The organism is Vibrio sp. 10N.261.55.F4 (assembly GCF_041470465.1).
GTDB classification, from domain to species: domain Bacteria; phylum Pseudomonadota; class Gammaproteobacteria; order Enterobacterales; family Vibrionaceae; genus Vibrio; species Vibrio crassostreae_C.
This window is the reverse complement of the sequence record NZ_JBFRMM010000004.1, coordinates 216,843-241,139: the sequence shown is the minus strand read 5'-3', so window position 1 is coordinate 241,139 and position 24,297 is coordinate 216,843. Positions and strand designations below refer to the sequence as shown.

The 24,297-nt window shown below is 44.6% G+C and carries 22 protein-coding genes; 11 read left to right on the top strand and 11 right to left on the bottom strand.

Features of this window, described 5'->3' with window-relative positions; translation table 11 throughout:
- The first annotated feature begins 125 nt into the window (after positions 1–125).
- From rplU to folA, 6 genes are all read left to right on the top strand, one after another.
- The gene (rplU, locus tag AB4249_RS04665; RefSeq protein WP_004740823.1) at positions 126–437 is read left to right on the top strand and encodes a 50S ribosomal protein L21; all 312 of its coding nucleotides are present in this window, start codon (positions 126–128) and stop codon (positions 435–437) included.
- A 19-nt stretch (positions 438–456) separates the two neighbouring features.
- Positions 457–714 carry a 50S ribosomal protein L27 gene (gene rpmA, locus AB4249_RS04660; protein ID WP_004735905.1) on the top strand — a complete coding sequence of 86 codons (258 nt, stop codon included), beginning with the start codon at positions 457–459 and terminating at the stop codon, positions 712–714.
- A 323-nt stretch (positions 715–1,037) separates the two neighbouring features.
- Positions 1,038–2,210 (top strand): Obg family GTPase CgtA, encoded by a 1,173-nt coding sequence (gene cgtA, locus AB4249_RS04655; protein ID WP_017061377.1) that lies wholly within the window; start codon positions 1,038–1,040, stop codon positions 2,208–2,210.
- A gap of 164 nt (positions 2,211–2,374) precedes the next feature.
- Entirely contained in the window at positions 2,375–3,142 is a 768-nt protein-coding gene (locus AB4249_RS04650) for a threonine/serine exporter ThrE family protein (protein ID WP_017061378.1), read from the top strand.
- Entirely contained in the window at positions 3,142–3,615 is a 474-nt protein-coding gene (locus AB4249_RS04645) for a threonine/serine exporter family protein (RefSeq protein WP_017062945.1), read from the top strand. The genes AB4249_RS04650 and AB4249_RS04645 overlap by 1 nt, the downstream gene beginning before the upstream one ends.
- 36 nt (positions 3,616–3,651) lie before the next feature.
- On the top strand, positions 3,652–4,131 hold the full coding sequence (folA, locus tag AB4249_RS04640) for a type 3 dihydrofolate reductase (protein ID WP_017062944.1): 480 nt from the start codon (positions 3,652–3,654) through the stop codon (positions 4,129–4,131).
- A 114-nt stretch (positions 4,132–4,245) separates the two neighbouring features.
- Here folA and AB4249_RS04635 read toward each other — a convergent pair whose 3' ends face one another.
- The 6 genes from AB4249_RS04635 to lptD form a co-directional block, all read right to left on the bottom strand.
- Positions 4,246–5,049: a symmetrical bis(5'-nucleosyl)-tetraphosphatase gene (locus AB4249_RS04635; protein WP_371724391.1), complete on the bottom strand. Its 804-nt coding sequence runs from the start codon at positions 5,047–5,049 to the stop codon at positions 4,246–4,248.
- A gap of 29 nt (positions 5,050–5,078) precedes the next feature.
- A complete protein-coding gene (gene apaG, locus AB4249_RS04630; RefSeq protein ID WP_004735899.1) occupies positions 5,079–5,459 on the bottom strand; it encodes a Co2+/Mg2+ efflux protein ApaG in 381 nt (126 codons plus the stop codon).
- An 88-nt stretch (positions 5,460–5,547) separates the two neighbouring features.
- On the bottom strand, positions 5,548–6,363 hold the full coding sequence (rsmA, locus tag AB4249_RS04625; protein WP_017062942.1) for a 16S rRNA (adenine(1518)-N(6)/adenine(1519)-N(6))-dimethyltransferase RsmA: 816 nt from the start codon (positions 6,361–6,363) through the stop codon (positions 5,548–5,550).
- On the bottom strand, positions 6,360–7,352 hold the full coding sequence (pdxA, locus tag AB4249_RS04620; RefSeq protein ID WP_017062941.1) for a 4-hydroxythreonine-4-phosphate dehydrogenase PdxA: 993 nt from the start codon (positions 7,350–7,352) through the stop codon (positions 6,360–6,362). Before pdxA ends, rsmA begins: the two co-directional genes overlap by 4 nt.
- The gene (gene surA / locus AB4249_RS04615; RefSeq protein ID WP_065584690.1) at positions 7,339–8,637 is read right to left on the bottom strand and encodes a peptidylprolyl isomerase SurA; all 1,299 of its coding nucleotides are present in this window, start codon (positions 8,635–8,637) and stop codon (positions 7,339–7,341) included. Before surA ends, pdxA begins: the two co-directional genes overlap by 14 nt.
- Before the next feature lie 43 nt (positions 8,638–8,680).
- Positions 8,681–11,014 carry an LPS assembly protein LptD gene (gene lptD, locus AB4249_RS04610; RefSeq protein WP_372102391.1) on the bottom strand — a complete coding sequence of 778 codons (2,334 nt, stop codon included), beginning with the start codon at positions 11,012–11,014 and terminating at the stop codon, positions 8,681–8,683.
- Positions 11,015–11,163: 149 nt separating this feature from the next.
- Between lptD and djlA the strand changes: the two genes are divergently transcribed.
- Both djlA and AB4249_RS04600 read left to right on the top strand, forming a co-directional pair.
- A complete protein-coding gene (djlA, locus tag AB4249_RS04605) occupies positions 11,164–12,018 on the top strand; it encodes a co-chaperone DjlA (protein WP_017061385.1) in 855 nt (284 codons plus the stop codon).
- A gap of 57 nt (positions 12,019–12,075) precedes the next feature.
- Entirely contained in the window at positions 12,076–12,621 is a 546-nt protein-coding gene (locus tag AB4249_RS04600) for a DUF924 family protein (RefSeq protein ID WP_017066942.1), read from the top strand.
- A gap of 95 nt (positions 12,622–12,716) precedes the next feature.
- On the opposite strand, the gene AB4249_RS04595 is transcribed toward AB4249_RS04600, so the two are convergent.
- The 5 genes from AB4249_RS04595 to leuA all read right to left on the bottom strand — a co-directional run bounded on the left by AB4249_RS04595 (position 12,717) and on the right by leuA (position 18,539).
- Positions 12,717–13,499: a DUF547 domain-containing protein gene (locus tag AB4249_RS04595; protein WP_017061387.1), complete on the bottom strand. Its 783-nt coding sequence runs from the start codon at positions 13,497–13,499 to the stop codon at positions 12,717–12,719.
- A gap of 156 nt (positions 13,500–13,655) precedes the next feature.
- A complete protein-coding gene (gene leuD / locus AB4249_RS04590) occupies positions 13,656–14,258 on the bottom strand; it encodes a 3-isopropylmalate dehydratase small subunit (protein ID WP_017062937.1) in 603 nt (200 codons plus the stop codon).
- Between the two features lie 14 nt (positions 14,259–14,272).
- On the bottom strand, positions 14,273–15,685 hold the full coding sequence (leuC, locus tag AB4249_RS04585; protein WP_017062936.1) for a 3-isopropylmalate dehydratase large subunit: 1,413 nt from the start codon (positions 15,683–15,685) through the stop codon (positions 14,273–14,275).
- Positions 15,686–15,802: 117 nt separating this feature from the next.
- A complete protein-coding gene (gene leuB / locus AB4249_RS04580; RefSeq protein ID WP_017061390.1) occupies positions 15,803–16,894 on the bottom strand; it encodes a 3-isopropylmalate dehydrogenase in 1,092 nt (363 codons plus the stop codon).
- Between the two features lie 97 nt (positions 16,895–16,991).
- A complete protein-coding gene (gene leuA / locus AB4249_RS04575) occupies positions 16,992–18,539 on the bottom strand; it encodes a 2-isopropylmalate synthase (protein ID WP_017066940.1) in 1,548 nt (515 codons plus the stop codon).
- 568 nt (positions 18,540–19,107) lie between these two features.
- Between leuA and AB4249_RS04570 the strand changes: the two genes are divergently transcribed.
- Genes AB4249_RS04570 through AB4249_RS04560 form a run of 3 tightly spaced genes read left to right on the top strand, consistent with a single transcriptional unit; the run spans position 19,108 to position 24,208 of the window.
- Positions 19,108–19,767 carry a TetR/AcrR family transcriptional regulator gene (locus tag AB4249_RS04570; protein WP_102332757.1) on the top strand — a complete coding sequence of 220 codons (660 nt, stop codon included), beginning with the start codon at positions 19,108–19,110 and terminating at the stop codon, positions 19,765–19,767.
- Positions 19,767–21,104 (top strand): efflux RND transporter periplasmic adaptor subunit, encoded by a 1,338-nt coding sequence (locus AB4249_RS04565; protein ID WP_050053092.1) that lies wholly within the window; start codon positions 19,767–19,769, stop codon positions 21,102–21,104. The genes AB4249_RS04570 and AB4249_RS04565 overlap by 1 nt, the downstream gene beginning before the upstream one ends.
- Positions 21,101–24,208: an efflux RND transporter permease subunit gene (locus AB4249_RS04560; RefSeq protein ID WP_372102389.1), complete on the top strand. Its 3,108-nt coding sequence runs from the start codon at positions 21,101–21,103 to the stop codon at positions 24,206–24,208. The genes AB4249_RS04565 and AB4249_RS04560 overlap by 4 nt, the downstream gene beginning before the upstream one ends.
- Positions 24,209–24,297: the final 89 nt, after the last annotated feature.

Below are 24,297 nucleotides of genomic sequence, written 5' to 3'. Positions count from 1 at the left end.
TTTAAAAATATGGCTTGTCATAGCGCCATGATTCCCGTAGAATCTGCGCCCTATTGATTAGTTTAGCGCACACCCGAGTTGTACAATTAACAACCATAGGCTGTGCGGAAAAAGCGGAGTAAAATATGTACGCTGTTTTCCAATCTGGTGGCAAACAACACCGAGTAAGCGAAGGTCAAACACTTCGTTTAGAGAAATTAGACGTTGAAACTGGTGCAACTGTTGAATTTGATAAAGTTCTTCTTGTTGCTAACGGCGAAGAAATCGCTGTTGGTGCACCTCTTGTTGAAGGTGGCAAGGTTACTGCAGAAGTAGTACAACACGGTCGTGGCGATAAAGTAAAAATCGTTAAGTTCCGTCGTCGTAAGCACTCGCGTAAGCAAGCTGGTCACCGTCAGTGGTTCACTGAAGTGAAAATCACTGGCATTAACGCTTAAGTATTAGGAGAGTTTAACAATGGCACATAAAAAAGCTGGCGGTTCTACTAATAACGGCCGCGATTCAGAAAGCAAACGTCTTGGTGTTAAGCGTTTTGGTGGTGAATCTGTTCTTGCAGGTAACATCATCGTTCGTCAACGTGGTACTAAGTTCCACGCTGGCACAAACGTTGGCATCGGTAAAGACCACACTCTTTTCGCTCTTACTGAAGGTAAAGTGAAATTTGCTGTTAAAGGTCCTAAAAACCGTAAGTTTGTAAGCATCGAAGCTGAGTAATTTAATCTTTAACTAGATTATTTTATTAGCTTTCAAGCTGAATTCAAAAGCCCTGCCGATTCGGCAGGGTTTTTTATTTATAGCAAGAATAAAAAAGCAGACGCTCTTGTTTTGGTTTTGAGAAGCCGTTTTATTTTTTGATAAACAGATTAGTTTTTAAGAAGCCGTTTGTTTTTAAGAAATAAGAAGCAAAGAACCTCTCCTTATTTGTTCCTTGGTTGCAGGTCGGCCTAGATCTTAGGTGATCGATCTAAACACGGATCTGCTAGAATTTATATCACTCCTTGATGAGTGGTAACGCAACGTAAGTGCGGAGTTAAAAAATGAAATTCGTTGATGAAGCGGTAGTAAAAATAGAAGCCGGTGATGGCGGTAATGGTACAGTTAGCTTTTGGCGCGAAAAATTCGTCGCTAAAGGTGGTCCTGATGGCGGCGACGGTGGTGACGGCGGTGATGTTTACATCCAAGCGGATGAGAACTTAAACACACTGATCGATTACCGTTTCCAACGTTTTTACAATGCAGAGCGTGGCGAGAATGGTCGCGGCGGTAACTGTACTGGTAAACGTGGTAAAGACATTACGCTGAAAGTACCAGTTGGTACGCGTGCAGTTGATATCCACACCAACGAAATCGTTGCTGAAGTTGCTGAACACGGCAAGAAAGTAATGGTTGGTAAAGGTGGTTGGCACGGTCTTGGTAACACGCGTTTTAAATCGTCTGTTAACCGCGCTCCTCGTCAAAAGACAATGGGTACTAAAGGCGAAGTTCGTGAACTGCGTTTAGAGCTTCTTCTATTAGCTGACGTTGGTATGCTTGGCCTACCAAACGCAGGTAAATCTACTTTTATTCGTTCAGTATCTGCTGCGAAACCAAAAGTGGCTGATTACCCGTTCACTACTTTGATCCCAAGCTTGGGTGTGGTAAGTGTTGTCCCTGAAAAGAGCTTCGTTGTTGCCGATATCCCAGGACTAATCGAAGGCGCAGCTGATGGCGCTGGCCTTGGTATCCGATTCCTTAAGCACCTTGAGCGTTGTCGTGTTCTTCTGCATATGATCGACATTATGCCGATCGATCAATCTGATCCTATTCAGAATGCACTAACGATCATCGATGAGCTTGAGCAATACAGTGAAAAAGTTTCACAAAAACCTCGCTGGTTAGTGTTCAATAAAGTTGACCTAATGCCAGAAGACGAAGCAGACGAAAAGATTCAAGAAATCATCGATGCTTTGGGCTGGGAAGGCGAGTACTTCAAGATCTCTGCTGTGAATAAAATCGGCACCAAAGATCTTTGCTTCAAACTAGGTGAGTTTATGGAAAACCTACCTCGTGAAGTTGTAGAAGTTGAAGAAGAAGAAAAAGTAGACTTTATGTGGGATGACTACCATAAAGATGCGATGAGCGGTAAGAATGTCGTTACTGAAGATGACGACGATTGGGACGATTGGGATGACGAAGAGGATGACGGCCATGTTATCTATGTTCGTGACTAATCCTCTTAGTTTCTCATAACGCATCGGTCGCTTCTTACAAGTACACTGATAGTTTTATTAAACCGCAATGAAAATTGCGGTTTTTTTGTATCTAAATCATGACGTCTTACTGTTTTTTATGCAAAATTTATCTTTAGATAATTAACGCCTATGGGAAGGAAATCATGGCATCAAAGCAAAGAGCGATCTCAAGACTCGTCGCTCAATCAGGACAAATGTTATTGGCGCACGGGGCAGAGAGCACACTGGTCGGCGATATCATGCGTCGCATCGGTATTGCTTGTGGGGTGAATGAGGTTGAAGTCGCACTGTCAGCCAATGCGCTTGTTGTAACTACCGTAATGGATGATCACTGTATTACCACTACTCGAAGTTGTGCTGATCGTGGCATTAACATGCAGGTTATCACCGACATTCAACGCATTTGCATCATGATGGAGAAGGGAATTCTCGATTATGATTTGGCGTATAAAAAGATTCAAAACATCAGCCCCGAGCGCTACAACCGTTGGTTAGTGGTTGTGATGATAGGGTTGTCGTGCGCCTCTTTTAGCCACCTTGCGGGCGGAGACTGGCAAGTCTTCATGATGACTTTTATTGCTTCAGCTTGCGGTATGATCGTCAGGCAAGAGATTGGGCACCGCCATTTCAATCCGCTATTAAACTTTGCTATCACAGCATTCGTTACCACGACCATTTCAGCTCAAGCCGTACTTTACAATATTGGCGGCCAACCCACGATCGTGATGGCTTCATCTGTATTAATGTTAGTACCTGGTTTTCCTCTGATTAACTCCGTCGCTGATATGCTTAAAGGCCATATTAATATGGGGTTAGCGCGCTTTACCATGGCCAGCTTATTAACTCTGGCGACGAGCTTGGGCATTGTCGCGGCGATGAGTCTATCAGATGTTTGGGGGTGGGCAAGCTAATGAGTATTTTCGAACTGTTTTTAGGTCTGCTCAACGATATGTTTTTCGCCGCTATTCCTGCGGTTGGGTTTGCATTGGTGTTTAACGTTCCGCAACGAGCTTTAATTTATTGTGCACTCGGTGGTTCTATCGGTCATGGTAGCCGGTATCTGATGATGCACTTTGGTATTCCAATCGAATGGGCGACGTTCTTCGCCGCAACCGTGGTTGGTATGATAGGGGTTCATTGGTCACATAAACTGTTAGCACATCCGAAGGTGTTTACGGTTGCAGCTCTAATTCCTATGGTGCCAGGTGTGTTCGCCTTCAAGGCGATGATTGCGATGGTGGAGATTAACAGGGCAGGCTACACGCCTGAGTTGTTGGCAATGTTGATGGAGAACTTTTTAAAATCGATGTTCATTATCGCAGGGTTGGCGGTTGGCTTAGCTGTGCCAGGGCTGTTATTCTATCGCCGTAGACCTATCGTTTAGCGTTAATTTTCTTTTTAGGGACAGGACTTTCGATTTATGATCATCAGCATGATAGCGGCAATGGCAAACAACCGTATAATTGGTAAAGACAATCAGATGCCTTGGCATTTACCTGCGGATTTTGCATGGTTTAAACGCTCGACTATGGGTAAACCAGTCGTGATGGGACGTAAGACCTACGATTCTATTGGACGCCCTTTGCCGGGTCGGTTGAATGTCGTAATCAGCCGTGATGAGAGTTTAAAGATTGAAGGTGTAACGACGGTAACTTCTATTGAACAGGCTCTAGAGCTACTCAGTGATGTTGAAGAGGTGATGATCATTGGTGGCGGCTCTATTTATGAGAGCTGCTTACCTAAAGCGGACAAGTTGTATCTGACTTACATCGATTTCGCCGTCGATGGAGATACACAATTTCCTGACTGGGGTGAAGGTTGGAAGCAGAGCTTTAACGAGAGCTATCAAGCTGACGAGAAAAACAAACACAACATGGAGTTTGTGATTCTCGAGCGTTAACTGTGGCTATCAATAGCTAGTCTCTGAAAAATGCTTGCGTTACTGCACCAGTAGCGCAAGCTTCTCGTATCTCGTATCTCGTATCTCGTATCTCGTATCTCGTATCTCGTATTTTTATAGCGCTTTCTGAGTGAAAAACTGTTTGTCTTCCCAGCGAAGAATCGTTAATTCTCCTCCCCAGACGCACCCAGTATCGAGTCCAATTACGTCTTTTCCGTTATAGCCTTCAAGCGCAGCCCAGTGTCCAAAAACAACGGTTTTATCAAGCTTTATGCGTTGAGGAAGGTCAAACCACGGCACTAATGGTTCATCGGTAATTTCATTCGGTGGTAGCTTACATGCCATGTCGAGTCGGCCATCTTCAAAACAGAAGCGCATTCTTGTCAGGCTATTGATCGCATAGCGATAGCGCTCAATATCATGTAAATCTTGATGCCATAAATCAGGCGTGTTGCTGTACATGTTTTCGATTAGCCATTGCCATCTGTCCGACTTCAGCAAGGATACGATCTCTCGATTTTCAATGCGTGCTCTTTCTAGGTTCCACTGCGGCGAGATACCCGCATGGCACATCACGAACTCTGGATGTTCCTGCAGCAAAGGCTGTTGTCTTAACCATTCGAGTAGCAGTTCACGATCTTCAGCATCAAGAATCGCTAGAGTCTTATCTTTTGGTTTCGCTGGAAATAGCCCTAAGGACACCGCCAAAAGATGTAAGTCGTGGTTGCCTAATACAACCTTAGCTGCGTCACCAAGGCTACGAATAAAGCGTAGCGTCTCCAATGATTTAGGGCCTCGAGCAACTAAGTCTCCAGCGACCCATAAAGTATCTTGGTGTTTATCAAAGTTAATTTTTTCAAGCAGTAATTGAAGTTCGTCGAAGCACCCTTGGATGTCTCCGACAATATAATTCGACACAATAATTTCCTGTAGATACGGATGTACGGCTAATTAAGAATATTAGGGATTGCGAGTCTGAATGGGTCAACTTCGGTAATAAAATCAATGCCCTTGTTATCGGTCATCACATAGTGACCTTGCATAACGCCAACAGGGGTTTCGATGACCGTACCACTTGTGTAGGTGTACTCGTCGTTGGCTTCAATCACGGGTTGTTGGCCAACTACACCATCACCCTCAATGGTGAGCTGCTTGCCGTTAGAGTCGGTAATTAACCAGCGGCGAGACATAAGTTGCACCGTTGTTTTACTTAGATTTTTGATGGTAATAATGTAGGCGAAGACATAACGATTCTTCGTTGGCTCAGATTGTTCTTCTATGTACTTAGAGTGAACCTGGCATTTGATACAAGGCGTAGATATATCCATATTCGCACCTTTTGTTGTTGATATACTTAATGTAATTAAAGTATTACATAAAAAAGGCTCCTAACCGAAGTGTAGGAGCCTTTTTTATTTATTTGTCAGCGTTATGACTGTCGTACAACCAGTTTGCCATGTCGACAAACTGCTCGAGCGTTAAGTTCTCAGGACGCATGCTTGGGTTGATACCTAGCTCTTCAAGCACTTCCTTATCGATTAAGCTCTTGTAGCAGTTACGAACTGTTTTACGACGTTGGTTAAAGCCTTCACGACATACGCGATCTAGCCATTTCAGATCTTTTGCCGGATAAGGCAGCACTTCGTATGGCTGTAGGCGCACGACTGCTGAGTCTACTTTCGGTGGCGGAACGAAGGCCGTTGGTGGAACTTCTAACACAGGCGTTACTTTACAGTAGTATTGAGCCATTACAGTAAGACGACCGTAAGCTTTACTGCCAGGGCCAGCAGCTAGACGGTTAACCACTTCTTTTTGAAGCATAAAGTGCATGTCTTGCACGTCTTTATGGAATTCAAAAAGGTGGAACATCAATGGTGTAGAGATGTTATATGGCAAGTTACCAAAGATGCGTAGCTTATTGTTTGGCTTAACCAGTTCTTGGAAATCGAACTTCATCGCATCGCCTTCACGGATCGTTAGCTTGTCCGCAAGATCTGGATGGTTACGAAGACGTTCTGCAAGGTCTCTATCCAATTCGATAACAGTAAATTTATCGACAAGCTTACCCACAGGCTCAGTAATTGCGCCTAGACCAGGACCGATCTCTACCAAGTTTTGACCTGGTAGTGGGTTAATACTCGATACGATGCCATCAATAATGTATGGATCGTTAAGGAAGTTTTGACCAAAACGTTTACGCGCTTTGTGCCCTAAGTGGACATCATTTCTCATTGCTTTTTCTCTACTAATTCAATGGCGTGCGTGAGCGCTGTTCTAAAGCTCCCTGTATCGGCTTGGCCTTTCCCTGCCAAGTCTAAGGCGGTACCGTGGTCGACTGATGTGCGAATAAACGGTAAGCCAAGCGTGATGTTCACTGAGCGACCAAACCCTTTGTATTTCAATACCGGGAGTACTTGGTCGTGATACATACCTAAAACAGCATCTGCATCTTGCAAATATTTTTCATTAAAGATGGTGTCTGCTGGCAATGGGCCAACTAAATTGATGCCATCTTTTTGGCGAATTTTTTCTAGCGTCGGGGTGATAGTTTCAATCTCTTCACGCCCTAAACAACCATCTTCACCAGCATGTGGATTCAAGCCACACACATAGATAGTTGGTTTCTCAATAGCAAATTTTTCAACCAAGTCTTTATTTAGAATAGCAATAATTTGCTCTAATCTGTCTTCGGTCACAGCTTGAGATACATAAGCTAGTGGGATGTGCGTTGTTACTAGCGCAACACGCAGCCCTTCAGTTGCCAACATCATCACCACCAGTGGTGTATTGGACTTCTCTGCAAAGAACTCGGTATGGCCGCTAAAAGCAACGCCAGCTCGGTTAATTACACCCTTGTGAACGGGGCCGGTGACAATAGCATCAAATTCATCATTCATACAGCCAATTGCTGCGGTTTCTAAAGTATTTAATACGTAATGACCATTAGCCTCATTGAGTTGACCTGCAACTGCCGTTTCAGCAAGTGGAACGTGTTTCACTACCAGTGTGCCAGCGCGTTGCGGTTGCTTAGCTGCATTTGCATCGTAGTCCAGAAGATCGACTTCGATACCAAGAATTTTAGCTCGCTCGGATAGCAGTGTTTTATCAGCACAAACCACGAGTTGATGAGGCCAACTTTCTTGAGATAGAGCCAAAGTTAAATCTGGGCCTATCCCTGCTGGTTCACCTGCGGTTATGACAATACGTTTAGTTGTTGTCATCTTGGTCGTCCTCAACCATCTCAACAAAGGCACTTGCTCTTACTTCTTGTAGCCAAGCACCAGCTTCTTCGTTGAATTTACGGTTAAATAGAATTTGGTAAGCTTTGTTTTTCAAAGCTGAATCGGTACGGTCGACTTCGCGACGGTCTAGTACTTCAACAATGTGCCAACCGTGTACGGTTTTGAATGGCGCACTGATTTTGCCTTCTGGTAGCGTTTCTACTTGGTGTTTGAATTCTGGTACATACAAATCTGGTGTTTGGTAGCCTAGCTCACCATCTTGTACTGCAGAACCTGGATCTTGGCTGTATTGCTGTGCAAGGTCGCCAAAGCTCGCTTCACCTGTGTTTACGCGGCGCGTGATCTCTTCAAGTTGTTCTTTCGCGCCATCGTCACTCAAGATTACGGTTGGCTTAATCAAGATATGACGAGCATTCACTTCCGTTACTGCTACGGTTTCTAAGCCTTTCACATCTTCAATTTTTAGAATGTGGAAACCTACACCGCTACGGAAAGGACCGATGATGCTGCCTTTATTTTGCATTTTGATCTGGTCAGCAAAAATGGTTGGCATCTCTTCTTTACGCATCCAACCCCAATCACCACCTTGCAGCGCTTTAGGACCCTTAGAGTAAGTATATGCCATGGTGCTGAAATCTTTGCCTGAGTTCAGTTCTTCAACCAGTTCAGTAGCTTGAGCTTCTAACTCTTCTTTGGTTTGGTCATCATTGAAGCGAAGTTGAATGTGTCCAATCTTGTATTGAACGGTTGCGTTAGTCTCTTGCGCTAAGATATCCGCTAGGTTATCGACCTCTGCAGGAAGGATGTTAATACGACGGCGAACTAGAGCATTGCGAGCCTCACTTGCCGCAATTTCTTTTCTTACTTGCTCTCGAAATGCATTGTAGCTAAGGCCTTCTTCAGCAACCGATGCGGTAAGTTGTTCTACCGTTTGGTTGTTGTCTTTAGCGATACCTTCAATTGCTTGATCAAGTCGAGCATCATCAATACGAACACCGATACGTTCTGCTTCTTGAGTTTGAATAGTATCGATGATCAGTTTTTCTAGTACTTGCTCATTGAGCACATCTTGCGATGGCAGTGTTTGACCGCTTTTTTTTGCGTTGGCACGCAGTGTCTTCATCGAAGCATCGATGTCGCTTTGTAAGATAACGCCTTCGTTAACGATAACTTTTACGCTGTCTAGCTCAACCGGTGCTGCAAAGCTTGTTGATAAAGTACAAGTCGCTGCAATAGCAATTAATGTGCGTTTCCACAATGTCATGTGTAATCCTTTAAATTTACTGATTTCTTATCAGTAAAGAAAATTAGTTGTTTAAGAAGAATGGGCGACCGTAGCTCAATGAGTTATCAGAACTGCTATCCCCAACAGCGCCTGAATCAGAGCCTAAGTTAGTACCAAAGCCGATAATACCGAAATTCACACCAAAGTTATTTTCATATTCAGGCGTGACATTTGGATCACTAATGTTATTTGTCAGCTGGTTACTATACGTAAATCCGATATACCAACAATCCGATTTATAGTTCAAGCTAGCCAACCATTCTAGATTTTCTTGTGTGGTTAAATCATAGAAATATTGAGCACTGGCATTCCACTTCCGCGAAATCTGGTAAGCACCAAGTAAGCCTGCTTGTGAGATACCATCTCTAGTTATGGATGATACGTCAAAATCTACAGTTTCATTTATGTACTCTTCTGTTACATAGCGGTAGTTGGTTTGTATATAGCCGCCGGCAAAACGGTACTCAATGGTACTGTTAGCAAGTTGCATCGAAGATGAATCAATGTCGTATTGCACACCGCCATGGTAGAAAAGGTAATCATCGTAGTTGAAGTCCATTTCTATAGCCCAAGACGAATAATTAGTTTTGTTATCAGAGTCGTCGTTGTCTAAAGTCTGTTTTGTATCTTTATCGATATAAAAAATCTGACCAAAAGAAATATTCAAACGCTCTTTATACTCATCATCGAAGAAACGAGATGATGCACCATAACTAATTTGATTCGCAGATGCGATACGATCAACACCGCTATATTTACGGCTTCTAAATAGACCATAGTAATCGGTCTGCAGTAGTGTCGTATCGTAAAGACCAATGTCACTTTGATCTTCTTCTGGTACGTAAAGATACTGAACTTGAGGTTCGAGTGTTTGAGTGTAATTGCCCACAATTTTTGTATCACGTTCAAGAACGATACCTGCGTGGCTTCTAAACTCTGGAATAACTCGACTTACTGATTCTTCCAAGCCTTCATAATCAGAGCCTGCGCCGGTATCAACGCCATCAAGGTCTTGTTGATAGTAAGTACCAAGTAGTCGAGCTTCTGTTGTCCAAGTACCCCAAGTGTTACCTACTGGGATTGTAATACCAGGTTCAACGTGAACACGAGTGGCTGATGGTTTGCCTGATGCGTCGGTATCGAACATTGATATATGACTGATTAAGTCAAAATCTAGGTAATCCATTACCTCTGGAGCATAGTAATTGTACTCGAGTTGTGGCATTAGACGATAAGGCAAGTTATTGCTGGTGGTAAGAACTTGGAAGTCTCGAACAAGTACAGACGCATCCCAATTTTGAGAACGGTATGTTGCTTGCCCTTCTTGAAGCAGTTGTCCATCTTCACGGTTACCGATATTTGAGCTCATGTCCGAAAAGTAGTCAATATCACTGACTTTAGAGTAATCAATTTCGAATAACCAAGATTGTTGGAATATTCCTGAATGTTCTAGTTGGAAACCCCAACGATCGCCTAGATCAGTGTACTTTTGATCGTCTGGTAAATATTCAGACTCGATACTACCGGAACCAAAATCGCTTAAATATCTGAATTTACTGTTGAGTTGAGTGCCACGCTCTTGCATGTACTTGAAGGTAGTTTCCAAATCGTAGTCTGGTGCTAAGTTCCAATAAACAGGAATTTCAGCTTCAAAACCATCGCTTGAACCATACGAAACTGTTGGGTACAAGAAACCGGTTTTACGTGTATCACCCACCGGTACTGTTAAGTAAGGTAAGTAAAAGACGGGAACACTTTGGATTTCAAAACGTGGATTATAAAAAGTGGCTTGTTCTTCGTCTTGGTCGACACTGATGCTCGATGCTCTTAGGCGCCAAGCATTATCGCCGATAGGGCAAGAGGTAATGGAGCCATCTTCAATCTCATAAACCGCTTTACCTGTTTTTGCTATATAAACAGCATCTCCGCGACCGGGCTCGCAAAGGAATTCGTAATCGGTGTTCTCAAGCGTCATTTCATCTGTAGTCAGATTATTGGTCGCTCTGTCTGAGATAGATTTGATTTGACCATCACTAAAGTTTACGTTGCCTTCAGCTACAACGATATTTTCTTGTTGGTGCAGGGTTACGTTATCGGCAAGGATGGTCTTGTTCCCTTGCGTAACGACTACGTCACCTGAATATATTGCTTTGTCACCATTGATAGCTTCTAGGCGATCTGACTCAACGTGAGCGGGTAGCTGTGTCTCGTTTTCTGCAGCGGGCTCGATCAAGCATTGATCTATAGAGGGCATTTCCTGCACACTACTATCGGTGATTGTTTCAGCTTGAGTTGTCGACACGTATAACGCCGTACTTATAGACGCGGCTAACAAGGAGCGGGAAAAAGATTGCATGAAGTTGAACTATCCTGTGTCACTAGATGAAGGGTTGATCTAGTATCAATCCAATTAATAAAGCATTTTCCTTATGATAAAGGAAATAATAGCATTCAGCATCATCAGACAGCATTACTCAGATAAAATTCATAGATAGAGAACACATAATGCAAATATTTGGCAAAATTTTGGGCGCGTTTTTTGGCTTTTTATTTGGAGGGCCACTCGGTTTAGTTTTTGGTCTGTTTTTAGGACACCAATTCGATAAAGCTCGCGGATTGAACCAATCAGGCTTCAATAGCTCTGGTTTTGGTCGAGGTCCAAGCCAAGCAGAAAGACAGAACGAGTTTTTTAAATCCGCTTTTGCGGTTATGGGGCACGTTGCTAAAGCGAAAGGGCAGGTAACGCCAGAAGAGATTCAACTCGCTTCTACCATGATGGAGCGTATGAACCTGCATGGCGAACAGCGTAAAGCAGCGCAAGATGCATTCCGTGACGGCAAAGAGAGCGACTTCCCTCTGAACGACGTACTTGAGCGAGTTAAAATCTCATCGGGTGGTCGTTTTGATCTTCTGCAGTTCTTTCTAGAGCTTCAGGTATCTGCCGCATTTGCGGATGGAAGTTTGCACCCGAGTGAACGTCAAGTTCTGCATAAAATAGCGCAAGGGCTTGGGTTTTCGGCAGCACAACTAGAACGCCGCTTGCAGATGCAAGAAGCTGCGTTCCGTTTCCAACAGCAAGGTGGAAGCTTTGGTGGCCATCAGGGTCATGGGCAATCATCAGGTTGGCAACAGGCTTCGCAACAGAACCAACTTGGCGACGCATATAAGGTTCTTGGTGTGAGTGAAAGTGCTGACGGTAAAGAGGTGAAGAAAGCCTACCGCAAGCTGATGAATGAACATCACCCAGATAAACTGATGGCGAAGGGCTTACCGCCTGAGATGATGAATGTTGCGAAAGAGAAATCGCAAGAAATTCAGAATGCTTATGACCTGATAAAGAAAGTAAAAGGTTTTAAGTAATTGAACACTAAACCGAGTAATAACAAAGTTACTCGGTTTTTTATTAAAGGGAATTATATGACGGTAACGTATCAGGATGTTCTAGAGTTTTGGTTCGATGAGTTGACGCCTAAAGATTGGTTTACTGGCGGCGCCGAGATTGACACTTTGATAGAGTCTCGATTTTCTGAATTGCATAAAGCAGCCATTCAAGGCGAGCTATTTGAGTGGCGCCAAACTGCGCAAGGACGATTGGCTGAGATTATCGTACTTGATCAGTTTTCTCGAAATATTGGTAGAAAAAGTCCGACAGCATTTTCTGCTGATCCGATGGCGTTGGCTCTAGCCCAAGAGGCGGTAGCGGGTGGTTTTGATCACCAGCTTAACGAGCAACAGAAAAGCTTCCTGTATATGCCTTATATGCACAGTGAATCTTTGTTAGTCCATGAACAAGCCGTGGAACTCTTTTCTCAAACGGGATTAGAGCATAATCTGGACTTTGAGTTTAAGCACAAGGTTATCATTGAGCGATTTGGTCGCTATCCGCACCGTAATGAGGTGTTAGGGCGAGCTTCGACTCCCGAAGAGATTGAGTTCTTGCAGCAACCGAGCTCAAGCTTTTAATTGTAGAAATACGGTCAAAGAATTGAGAAGAGGCTAGAGGTTAATAAAAACCTCTAGCCTCTTTTTTACTTTAGTGATCAACTTTAGCCTTAGAGCTAGTTTGCTTGGTTGAGCGACCAATCGTATTCATAACTGATGTTTTGAGTATTGGTTACTGCTTCAATTCGATATTGTTCTAAGTGCTGAATAAGCTGTTTCTTCGTACCAAAATCCACAGCAAACCATTCGTAAATCGATGATAGTTGAAGCTTATTGTTTGTAACCATCACGCCTTTGTCACTGCTTACAAACTCAGTTGCAGCTTGCTCTAGCAAGGCTTCAGTATTTTTAGAGGTAAAAGCGTCAGGTTGTAAGTTAGGGCAACCTAGGCTGGCACAGTTCACTGCATAATGCGTGCGAGGATCTTGCCAAATTGGTCTTAGGATTCGGTGTTCAATGTCATTGAGTGTCAGTGATTTCCCATTAACGACTACCACATCATCTCCCCACGGACCGAAACTAAATAGTCCGCCAAGTTTAGTTATGGATTTGATCGGGTAGGCATCAAGAATCAAATCGACAGTCACGGCGTTATATAGATTAACCCAGTAGGCATACTGCTCCGCTTTTGAATAGTTGAGCGGATTCACCTGTTCGAGTTGCTTGATGTATTGCTTAAGTTTGGTCTTATCGGCAGTGTTCACCGCTTTATAGCTAACTAACGTATTTTGCCCCTGTTTAACCAAGTAGCTATCGAGGAATTGCTGCCAATCTTGATGAGATACCTGTTCTAGGTTGGTTTCGTCGCTTTGCTTCCAGTATGGCCAAAGATCGGATTTAGGCGCAGACCAAGCTAAGGTTGAGAAAAGTAGGCTGACAATAAAAAGTAGTTGTTTCATGGCATTCTCCTGATGACTGACTACTAAGACCTTAAGGCTTACCATTTTCTTTCATTGCTCTTCATTTAAATAAACATATGAAGTTAAGTTAAAAGCTTAGCCAAATAAAAAAGGTTGGCACTTGGCCAACCTTTAGATTTATTCAGAAACGTCTCATTATTTTAGGAAGCTAGGAATCTTAGCTTCAAACTCTGAGATCTTATCGGCATGTTGAAGTGTAAGGCCGATATTATCTAAACCATTCAGTAAGCAGTGACGACGGAACTCATCAATTTCAAACGAGTACTCTTTGCCGTTCGCGCTGACTTTCATTGCTTCTAGATCAACCGTAATTTCTGCACCTTCATTCGCTTCAACGAATTGGAATAGCTCATCCACTTCTTGCTCAGTCAATCGAACTGGCACCATTTGGTTGTTGATCGAGTTACCGTAGAAAATGTCGGCAAAGCTTGGTGCGATCATTACTTGGATACCGTAATCGGCAAGCGCCCACGGTGCGTGTTCACGAGATGAACCACAACCGAAGTTTTCACGAGCTAAAAGAATTGAAGCGCCTTGGTAGCGAGCTTCGTTCATTACAAAATCAGGGTTTGGCTGTTGGCCTGCATCGTCTAGGAAGCGCCAATCGTGGAACAAGTGCTTACCAAAACCGATGCGGTTTACTTTCTGTAGAAACTGCTTTGGAATGATCGCATCAGTATCGATGTTGGCCGTATCTAGAGGAACGACTAATCCGGTGTGTTGTTGAAAACCTGACATGTTAAATCCTCTAATTAAAGTTCACGAATATCGACAAAGTGACCAGCGATAGCCGCTGCGGCTGCCATTGCTGGGCTAACTAGGTGCGTACGACCATCACGGCCTTGGCGACCTTCAAAGTTACGGTTTGATGTAGAAGCACAGCGCTCTTGTGGACCTAGACGGTCGTTGTTCATCGCAAGACACATAGAGCAACCCGGTAAACGCCATTCAAAGCCTGCTTCGATGAAGATCTTATCTAGGCCTTCAGCCTCAGCTTGTGCTTTAACTTGCTCTGAACCCGGAACGATAAGCGCTTGAACATGTTTCGCTACTTGACGGCCTTTCGCTACCGCTGCTGCTGCACGCATGTCTTCGATACGAGAGTTAGTACAAGAACCCACGAACACTTTATCTACGTTGTAATCAGATAGAGATTTACCGGCTTCAAGACCCATGTAAGCCAGCGCTTTTTCAGCTGATGCTTTTTCTACAGGGTCTGCGAAGCTTTCTGGTGCAGGGATTGGTGTGTCTACTGAGATAACCTGACCTGGGTTGGTACCCCAAGTGACTTGTGGTTTGATGTCTGCCGCTTCTAATGTAACAACTGCATCGAATTCTGCATCAGCATCGGTTTTTAACGTATCCCAGTATTCGATTGCTGCTTCTAGGTCTTCGCCTTCTGGAGAGAACTTGCGACCTTTGATGTACTCGTATGTCGTTGCATCTGGAGCGATTAAGCCTGCTTTAGCGCCAAGCTCGATTGCCATGTTACATACTGTCATACGACCTTCCATCGTAAGGTCGGTAATTGCCTCACCACAGAATTCAACTACGTAGCCAGTACCGCCAGCAGCCGTTGTTTTACCGATGATCGCTAGCACGATGTCTTTTGCAGTGATGCCAGGAGTAACCTTGCCTTTTACTTCGATCTTCATGGTTTTAGCGCGAGCTTGTTTTAGCGTTTGCGTAGCTAGAACGTGTTCCACTTCTGAAGTACCGATACCAAATGCTAGTGAACCAAATGCACCGTGTGTAGCCGTGTGCGAGTCACCACATACGATGGTCATGCCCGGTAGCGTAATACCTAGCTCAGGACCCATTACGTGCACAATACCTTGGTATTTGTGGTTTAGATCGTAAAGCGTGACACCAAACTCTTCACAGTTCTTCGATAGCGTTTCCATTTGGATACGAGCCATCTCACCAGAAGCGTTGATGTCTTTAGTTTGTGTCGATACGTTGTGATCCATGGTCGCGAAAGTCTTGCCAACTTGGCGAACTTTGCGGCCTTTCTCACGCAAGCCATCAAATGCTTGAGGTGACGTTACTTCGTGAACTAAGTGACGATCGATATAAAGAATTGGTGTTTCGCCCTTCGCTGCAACCGCAACGTGAGCGTCATAAACTTTTTCGTATAAGGTTTTTGCGTGCTGGTTTGTCGACATAGCTTTTCTTCCTTGGGAGCATCAGTCCCAGTGTTTGTTTCGAGCCAAGTCATGCGGTTTACGCTGACTTGGCTTGATATTATTCTTATGTACTTGCTTCTAATCGGAGCCTTTAGCTTATGAAGCTAAGATGTACTCAGCGATCTTGTCACCCATTTCAGAGGTAGTCAGCGCTTGGTTTTTGCCAGCAAGGTCTGCCGTTAGCTCGCCTGCAGAAAGTGCTTTAGAAACCGCTGCTTCGATGTCTTGTGCTGCCGCTTCTTCGCCTAGGCTGTAACGAAGCATTAGGGCTGCAGAAAGGATTTGCGCGACTGGGTTTGCAATGTTCTTACCTGCGATGTCTGGTGCACTGCCTCCTGCTGGTTCATATAGACCGAAGTTGCTTTCATTTAAACTTGCAGAAGGAAGCATACCCATAGAGCCAGTGATCATTGCGCACTCATCAGAGATGATGTCACCAAAGATGTTTGAACATAGCATTACGTCAAACTGAGATGGGTCTTTGATTAGCTGCATGGTCGCGTTGTCGATGTACATGTGGTTTAGCGTGACATCTGGGTAATCTTTTGCGATTTCTTCAACCACTTCACGCCATAAGATAGAGCTCTGCAGAACGTTTGCTTTATCGATTGAGTAAACGTTTTTGTTACGTAGACGTGCAGATTCAAACGCAATCTTGGCAATACGTTCGATCTCGTAACGGTGGTAAACCTCGGTATCAAAAGCTTTCTCAGTTGCGCCTTCGCCTTCACGACCTTTAGGTTGGCCGAAGTAGATGCCGCCTGTTAGCTCACGAACTACCACGATGTCGAAACCGTTACCTGAGATGTCAGCACGCAAAGGCGAGAAAGACTCTAGACCTTTATGGATTTGAGCTGGACGTAGGTTACAGAACAGTTGGAAGTGTTTACGTAGAGGAAGTAGGGCACCACGCTCTGGTTGGTCGTTCGGTGGAAGGTGTTCCCATTTAGGACCGCCAACAGAACCAAAAAGTACTGCGTCAGATTCTTCACAGCCAGTGACTGTTGCTTCTGGAAGTGGACAGCCGTGGTTATCAATTGCAATACCACCAACATCATACTCTTCGCGAGAAAAGCTAATCGCGTGCTTCTTTTCGATCGCGTCTAGCACTTTATGCGCTTGTTGCATTACTTCTGGGCCAATGCCATCACCAGGTAGTACGGCAATCTTGTATGATTTATCAGTCATGTTAATCCTTTAATTCTTGTTACTGAGCTCTTTCGCTCGTTTTAAATTTTGTCCCTAAAGCCAATAACATCGGCTCTAGGGCTCTGTTATTGGGTGTTTAAACTGTTGCGATTCTTTGCTGTTTCATTTCAGCAATGGTGTCTGCGCGTTGAATGCTATTAATAACGTGCAGTAGCGCCTGACCAGAGGCCTCAACGATATCCGTTGAAACGCCCGTACCGTGGTACTTACGGCCTTTATAGTTAGCAATAATATCAGCTTGGCCTAAGCCATCTTCGCCTTCACCTTTCGCGGTAAGGTCGAATTTATCCAATGCAATTTCGTAACCCGTTAAGCGGTAGATACATTGGTATAAAGCATCAACAGGTCCGTTACCGACAGCCGCTTCGCATTTCTCTTCATCACCACATTGCAGCTTGATGCTAGTGGTAGACATAACACTACCAGATTGTACGCTTAGGTAGTTAAGTTTATAGAAGTCATCTTCGTCACGTAGATTTGCGAAGTGCATTAGTGCTTCTAGGTCGTAATCGAATACTTGGCCTTTACGGTCAGCCAGTTTCAAAAAGTCTTCGTACAATGAATCTAGGTTGTACTCATTGTCTTTGTAGCCCATTGCGTCCATGTGGCTCTTAACGGCTGCACGACCACTGCGGCTTGTTAGGTTCAATGCTTTGTTTTTCAAGCCAATAGACTCAGGTGTCATGATCTCGTAAGTGTTCTTGTTCTTTAGCATGCCATCTTGGTGGATACCTGAAGAGTGACTGAATGCGTTAGCACCAACTATTGCTTTGTTGTCTTGAATCGGCATGTGGCAAAGCTGGCTCACCAATTTACTGGTACGGTGGATCTCTTGGTGATCTAGGCCGGTATGAACACCTAATAACTCTTGACGAGTCTTGATGATCATTGCGATCTCTTCTAAAGAACAGTTACCCGCGCGTTCACCAATGCCGTTAATGGTACCTTCAACTTGGCGAGCACCTGCTTGTACCGCTGCGATTGAGTTAGCAACCGACATGCCCAAGTCATCGTGACAGTGAACAGAGATGATTGCTTGGTCGATGTTTGGAACGCGATCAAATAGCGTTTTGATAATGCCACCAAACTCGTTAGGTACTGTGTAGCCCACTGTGTCTGGAATGTTGATGGTTTTCGCGCCCGCGTTGATTGCCGCTTCAACCATACGACATAGGTTGTCGATAGGTGTACGACCGGCATCTTCACAAGAGAACTCAACATCGTCTGTGTAGTTGCGCGCATGCTTTACCGCTTTTACTGCCATATCGACAACATCGTCGTAGCTACGGCGTAATTTATCTTGCACGTGAACCGTTGATGTAGATATGAAGGTGTGAATACGGAACTGCTCAGCGACTTTTAACGCTTCTGCAGCGGCATCGATATCCTTCGCTACAGCACGAGAAAGTGCACAGATTCGGCTGTCTTTAATATTTTTTGCGATGGTTTGTACTGACTCAAAGTCGCCTGGTGATGACACCGGAAAGCCCGCTTCAATAACATCTACACCCAGTCGTTCAAGTGCATAAGCGATCTGTAATTTCTCTTTTACCGTTAAGCTTGCAGCCAACGCTTGCTCGCCATCACGTAAGGTCGTGTCAAAAATTATCACTTGATCGTTCATGGGTGCTTCCTTATATCGATAATGAATCGATTGCTATCCAAATTATTATTAAGAATGATGTTCTTTTAAAAGTGCCAGTTACAAAAAAACCCGCTCAGCGCGGGTTTTAATATTTGTGTAGTTCTTGACCCACAACTTACCCGCGCGATTGGTTCACGATAAGGAGAAGTTTCAGCAGTCGAGAAGAAGAAAAAATCATTACACAAATATCCGTAAATAAACTGTTAACACCATATTTACCGCAATTTATTCTGAGCGTCAAACAAGAAAATCCAATATCAGCGTGCTTTGGCGGTGTTTTTTTTTGGTTTGTGCTGCTTGCGTGTTGTTTGCTGGTGTTATCAGCTGATTGAGTGTTTTGTACTGGGCGGTTAGTTTATCGTTTGGCTGATGTGTAGGTTAAAACTTTGTAGTAAATCTTTTTGATGGAACGATTCACCAATAAAATTAAAAGGGTGGCTAAATTAATTAATCATTTGATTAAATAGTGAGTAATTAATCTTCTACAACCATGTCGATTTATCCCTATAATTAATCGTGTGATTAATTATAGGGATAGGTCTCAGTGATGGCAGCGCGTAAAGCAGGGCGACCTCAACAGAATCTAGATGTACGGCAGTTACTCATTGAGCACGCTCGAGATCTGTTCGTGGTTCAACCGTACGACAAGGTCTCGACGCGCCTGATTGCTGAGCGTGCGGGTGTGAATATTGCGATGATCCGCTATTACTTTGGCAGTAAAGCCGGATTGTTTGAGGCGATGCTGCGTGAAACGCTACGACCGATGCAATTGCAGATGCAGAGACTCGTTGATGAAAGCAGTCATGAGAACTTTCTTGATTTAATGCGGACTTACTACAAAGAGATGGTCAAAGTGCCGAAGTTTCCTCGCTTGATAGCCCAAGTGATGAATATGCCTCCCTCTGAAGTGCAAAGAGAGTTGCTCGAAAAGGTTTTCCTCGATGTTGCAAAGCCAGCCCAAGATGTCATTTTTGAAAAGTTGGTTGAACAAGGCATCTTAAAACAGAACATGGATCCAAAATTGTGCCGTATTTCGTATGTAAGCTTGATGGTGTTTCCTTTCATCGCTCCGCCGCCTTTATTGGCAATTCATGGGATTGAGATTAATGAAGAATTTCTTAATCGTTTAATCGAACACAACATTCAATTGATGACTGAAGGCTTTATTAACGCACCGAGCCCTTCTTCCGTGCAGGACCAAAGATAATGAAAATAAATAAAAAACTACTCTTCTTTCCAGCACTTGCGGTTGGTGTGATTGGCCTTGTCGCCGCGATTAACTTGAAGCCGGATCTTCCAACCAAACCTGCGGGTGATAGGGCTCGCTTAGTTGATACTGTGAGCCTAGAACAACAACTGATAGCGCCGTTAGCGGTCGGCTTTGGCAAAGTGGTGCCTAAAGTTGAATGGAAAGCGATCGCTGAGGTGACAGGACAGATCGTGTATCGACATCCAGATCTTGAAAAAGGCCAGGTGATCCCTGCAGGAACGGTCGTGCTCAAGGTTGATCCATTGGATTACGAATTGAAACTGATACAAGCAGAGGCGGATCTAAAATCAAGCCAAACCTCATTAGCGAAATTGAATCAAGAAGAAGACAACCTTAATCAGACTCTTAAGATCGAAAAGAATCGTTTGGTGATCAGCAATAAAGAGCTACAACGTAAACAGGATCTGCGTAAGAAAGGGCTCACCTCTCAATCGGATGTCGACCTGCAACAACAAAGCGCATTGTCTCAGCAGAAGTTGGTATTAGATATCGCGAACCAAATCGCGTTGATGCCAGATGAAAAGCGTGTTGCGGAAGCGGTGATTAAGGTCAACGTGTCTAAGGTAAAAGAGGCGCAGCGCTCTCTCGATAAGACCACGATCACTTTGCCAAGAGCGATGCGAATTGCTCAGGTTGATATCGAACAAAATCAAGTAGTAAACCTTCAGCAGGAGATGTTTATTGCTCACGGGATTAATGTCATGGAAGTAGAGGCGCAACTTTCTATTCACGATATGCAAACTTTAGCCTCCAGCTTTAACCAATTTCCTCGCGATGCTGCAGGAATCCCTAATCCTTATGAAGCGCCAATCAAAGCAAGCATTCAACTTAACAGCGGCAACCTGAACCTCAGTTGGCCAGCGAAGGTGGCAAGAATCAGCGAAACAGTTGATGAAAACCAAGCGACGGCGGGGATTATTCTCGAGATCGCTCAAGATTACTCACAATTGCAACCAGACAGCGCGACGCCTTTGGTTAACGGTATGTTTGTCAAAGCTGAGATTGAGGGTGTCGCCAATCTAAGTTGGGTGGTTCCAGAGCGAGCACTGCATGGTGATAAGGTTTACCTGATGGATGACAACCAGCGTTTGCAAGTGGTCAATGTTGAAGTGCTTTATCGCAGAGACAATCAAGTGGTTGTGAGTGGAGAGCTACAAACTGGAGATAAACTGGTTCTCAATGATGTCCTGCCAGCAATAGAAGGCATGTTACTGAGAGAGTCCAACTCTGAAGAGGCTGAGCTTGAATCAGATACTCAGGAGAGTGCGTCATGATCAAGTTTTTCTCTCGGCACCCAACAGCAGCAAACTTGTTGATGCTTGGGTTGTTGATCTTGGGTATAAGCTCACTATCAACCATCAAGCGTGAAACCTTCCCCGCTTATGATCCGCCTTATATTATGGCTGCCATCGTTTATCCCGGTGCATCACCACAAGAAGTGGAAGAAAGCTTGTGTGTACGAATGGAAGATGCCGTCGATGGCCTAGCTAACATTGAAGAGACTCAGTGTGAAGCCATCGAAGGTAGCGCACGTCTAATCCTGAAGTTGAATGAGAAAGCGGATATCGGTCGAATGCTGGTGGATGTGCAAACTCAAATCAACTCGATCAATGATTTCCCAACTGAGATTGAATCGCCTGTTGTTCAAGAACTGGATTGGAATGAACCGGTTGTTGATATCGCCATCACAGCAGAAACGTCGTGGCCGGAGCTTAAGGCCTACGCTGAAGACCTCAAACGTATCATGAAGCTCGATTATGATGTCTCTTTGGTCGAAGTCAGTGGATTCTCGGATCACCAATATCGTGTCGAACTGGATACCCAAGCGATTCGCCAGCTGGGTTTGAGTGTCGGTGATATCGCAGACCAGATTGGCCGTCAGAATGTAAAACTGCCAAGCGGTAACGTTGAAACACCAGACAAGAATTTTTTGATTCGTTTTGATGAAAGACGAATTACACCGGTTGAGCTGGAAAGCATCGTGGTTGGCTCTGCGCCTAATGGATCAGTGATCCGTCTGAGGGACATTGCAAAAATAACCGACCGCTTTGAGCTTGATGAACAGAAGGTGTTGTTTGATGGCAAGCCATCGGCTCTGTTGAAAATCAGTAAAAACAAAGAAGATGATGCGCTACGAATCAAAGAGAACGTGACGCGTTTCGTTGAAGATCAGAGCGCGATTGCCCCTGATGGCGTGACGCTACAAATGACCAACGATCTCTCCTCTGTGCTGTGGGATCGCCTTACCATGATGGTTCGCAATGGCTGGCAAGGTATTGTGCTGGTATTTGCCACCATGTGGCTGTTCTTCAGCTTACGCTATTCATTCTGGGTTGCAGCTGGCTTACCTGTTGCCTTCCTTGGTGGCTTGTTCTTAATGGCGAACTTAGGTTTGTCGATTAACATTATGTCGCTGGTCGGACTGTTGATGGCGATTGGTATCATGATGGATGACGCCATCGTGATAGCCGAATCGATAGCATCCCATTTAGATCGGGGGCAAAACGTTGATGATGCGGTGTACAACGGCGTTAAGAAAGTGCTTCCCGGAGTCTTATCTTCTTTCTTAACTACGGTGTGTATTTTCGGTAGCTTGCTGTTTCTCGATGGGGAAATGGGCGCGGTGCTTAAGGCTGTTCCTCAAGTATTGATATTAGTGCTCTCGTTGAGCTTGATTGAAGCCTTCCTGATTCTGCCTAATCACTTGTCTCATTCATTACACAAAGAAAAGAATGACAAGCCAGCGCTGCGCTTTAAAGTGGTGCTGCTTGAGAAGTTTGAGAACTTTCGTAATACCACCTTGATGAACATGGTTGAGAAAGTGGTGACATTCCGCTACGCCTTTATGGGCGGAGTGCTGACCCTGTTGTTGCTTTCGGTAGCCTTGATTGCTGGTGGCGTTGTTAAGTTCCAACCTTTCCCTGAGCTTGATGGTGATATTGCCGAGGCGCGTATCATTCTTCCGCCGGGCGCATCATTGTCTCAAACCGAGAAAGTGGTCGACAAAATTGTCGCGTCTGCTGAGCGTTTGAACAAGCAATGGAGCGAAGAGGTTGAAGAAGGCAATACACTGGTCGAGCACATAACTAGCCAATTCAATGCTAACGCCGATGCCAATGAATCCGGCCCGCACTTAGCCACAGTGCGCTTAGATTTACGCGGAGCAGAGAGTCGTAATACGGTTATCGATGATTTCATTGATGCGTGGCGAGAGGATATTGGCGATTTAGCGGATCCTATTTCATTGGTGTTCAAGCAACCGACTATGGGGCCGGGCGGTCGTGCTATTGAAATCCGCGCCAAACACGATGACCTGAGCGCATTGAAATCCGCTTCTTTGGATATTCAGGAGTACCTTAATCAGTTTGATGGGGTGCATGGCGTGCTTGATGACATGCGCATGGGTAAAGAAGAGATCTTGGTGAAGCTGCGCCCTGGAGCCGAAACCTACAATGTGAATGGGCAGATGATCGCTTCCCAATTACGTGCGGCTTTCTTTGGTCAGACAGCGGATGAGATTCAAATCGGTGTTGAGAATATCTCGATTGAAGTTCGTCTTGATAAGGAACAAGCGGGCGACATACAGCAACTAGCTAACTTCCCAATCATTACCGCAGATGGCAGTCAGATCCCGCTAGCAACGTTGGCGACATTAGATTTCCAGCGTAACTACGTGCGAATTCAGCGTATTGATGGGCTGAGAACCATCAGTATCTTTGGTGATATTGATAATAAGAAAGCGAGTTCATCCGCGATTTTGGCTCAGTTCCAAAAAGATGAAGCCGCCAAACTTATTCAGAAGTACCCGGGTTTACGCTTTGATTTCGAAGGGGAGGCCAAGGATGCAGCCAAGACTGGCGCTTCGATGGGCAAAGGATTCTTGCTCGGCTTATTCGGCGTGTTTGCGATTCTTAGCTATCAGTTCAGAAGCTATTTAGAGCCTGTGGTCGTGATGTTAGCGATTCCACTCGCTTTTATTGGGGTGGTCGTTGGTCACTGGATACTTGGCCATTCTTTGAGTATGCCAAGCATGATGGGCTTTGTGTCGCTTGCCGGAATTGTGGTTAATGATTCCATCTTGTTGGTGCAGTACATTCGTCACCATGTCGATGAGGGAGATAGCGTGCATGACTCGGTGGTGAAAGCCAGTCGCGAGCGTTTCCGAGCGGTATTCTTGACCTCAATGACGACTGCGGCAGGTTTGCTACCGCTGTTGACGGAAACCAGCTTACAGGCTCAGGTTATCCAGCCACTGGTTATTTCGATCGTATTCGGCATATTTGCCTCGACCTTATTAGTATTGTTTATGATCCCAGCGGCCTACGCGATATTGGCGGATTTCGGTTTGGTGAAAAAGCACGAGCCATTAGCCCTATAGCCTTTAGCGCTATTATCATTTGCGAGTACTACTATTATTAGCGAACGCTATAACCATTAACACGATAGAAGTAGCGTTTGCTTACTTAT

Excerpts from the sequence above, each read along its gene's own strand:
- lptD (WP_372102391.1), bottom strand. The coding sequence starts at position 11,014 with ATGCAATCTTTTTCCCGCTCCTTGTTAGCCGCGTCTATAAGTACGGCG.
- rpmA (WP_004735905.1), top strand. The coding sequence starts at position 457 with ATGGCACATAAAAAAGCTGGCGGTTCTACTAATAACGGCCGCGATTCA.
- AB4249_RS04645 (WP_017062945.1), top strand. The coding sequence starts at position 3,142 with ATGAGTATTTTCGAACTGTTTTTAGGTCTGCTCAACGATATGTTTTTC.
- AB4249_RS04565 (WP_050053092.1), top strand. The coding sequence starts at position 19,767 with ATGAAAATAAATAAAAAACTACTCTTCTTTCCAGCACTTGCGGTTGGT.
- AB4249_RS04595 (WP_017061387.1), bottom strand. The coding sequence starts at position 13,499 with ATGAAACAACTACTTTTTATTGTCAGCCTACTTTTCTCAACCTTAGCT.
- rsmA (WP_017062942.1), bottom strand. The coding sequence starts at position 6,363 with ATGAGAAATGATGTCCACTTAGGGCACAAAGCGCGTAAACGTTTTGGT.
- AB4249_RS04600 (WP_017066942.1), top strand. The coding sequence starts at position 12,076 with ATGACGGTAACGTATCAGGATGTTCTAGAGTTTTGGTTCGATGAGTTG.
- folA (WP_017062944.1), top strand. The coding sequence starts at position 3,652 with ATGATCATCAGCATGATAGCGGCAATGGCAAACAACCGTATAATTGGT.
- AB4249_RS04570 (WP_102332757.1), top strand. The coding sequence starts at position 19,108 with ATGGCAGCGCGTAAAGCAGGGCGACCTCAACAGAATCTAGATGTACGG.
- djlA (WP_017061385.1), top strand. The coding sequence starts at position 11,164 with ATGCAAATATTTGGCAAAATTTTGGGCGCGTTTTTTGGCTTTTTATTT.
- apaG (WP_004735899.1), bottom strand. The coding sequence starts at position 5,459 with ATGGATATATCTACGCCTTGTATCAAATGCCAGGTTCACTCTAAGTAC.
- AB4249_RS04560 (WP_372102389.1), top strand. The coding sequence starts at position 21,101 with ATGATCAAGTTTTTCTCTCGGCACCCAACAGCAGCAAACTTGTTGATG.
- rplU (WP_004740823.1), top strand. The coding sequence starts at position 126 with ATGTACGCTGTTTTCCAATCTGGTGGCAAACAACACCGAGTAAGCGAA.
- AB4249_RS04650 (WP_017061378.1), top strand. The coding sequence starts at position 2,375 with ATGGCATCAAAGCAAAGAGCGATCTCAAGACTCGTCGCTCAATCAGGA.
- cgtA (WP_017061377.1), top strand. The coding sequence starts at position 1,038 with ATGAAATTCGTTGATGAAGCGGTAGTAAAAATAGAAGCCGGTGATGGC.
- leuD (WP_017062937.1), bottom strand. The coding sequence starts at position 14,258 with ATGTCAGGTTTTCAACAACACACCGGATTAGTCGTTCCTCTAGATACG.
- leuB (WP_017061390.1), bottom strand. The coding sequence starts at position 16,894 with ATGACTGATAAATCATACAAGATTGCCGTACTACCTGGTGATGGCATT.
- pdxA (WP_017062941.1), bottom strand. The coding sequence starts at position 7,352 with ATGACAACAACTAAACGTATTGTCATAACCGCAGGTGAACCAGCAGGG.
- leuC (WP_017062936.1), bottom strand. The coding sequence starts at position 15,685 with ATGTCGACAAACCAGCACGCAAAAACCTTATACGAAAAAGTTTATGAC.
- surA (WP_065584690.1), bottom strand. The coding sequence starts at position 8,637 with ATGACATTGTGGAAACGCACATTAATTGCTATTGCAGCGACTTGTACT.
- leuA (WP_017066940.1), bottom strand. The coding sequence starts at position 18,539 with ATGAACGATCAAGTGATAATTTTTGACACGACCTTACGTGATGGCGAG.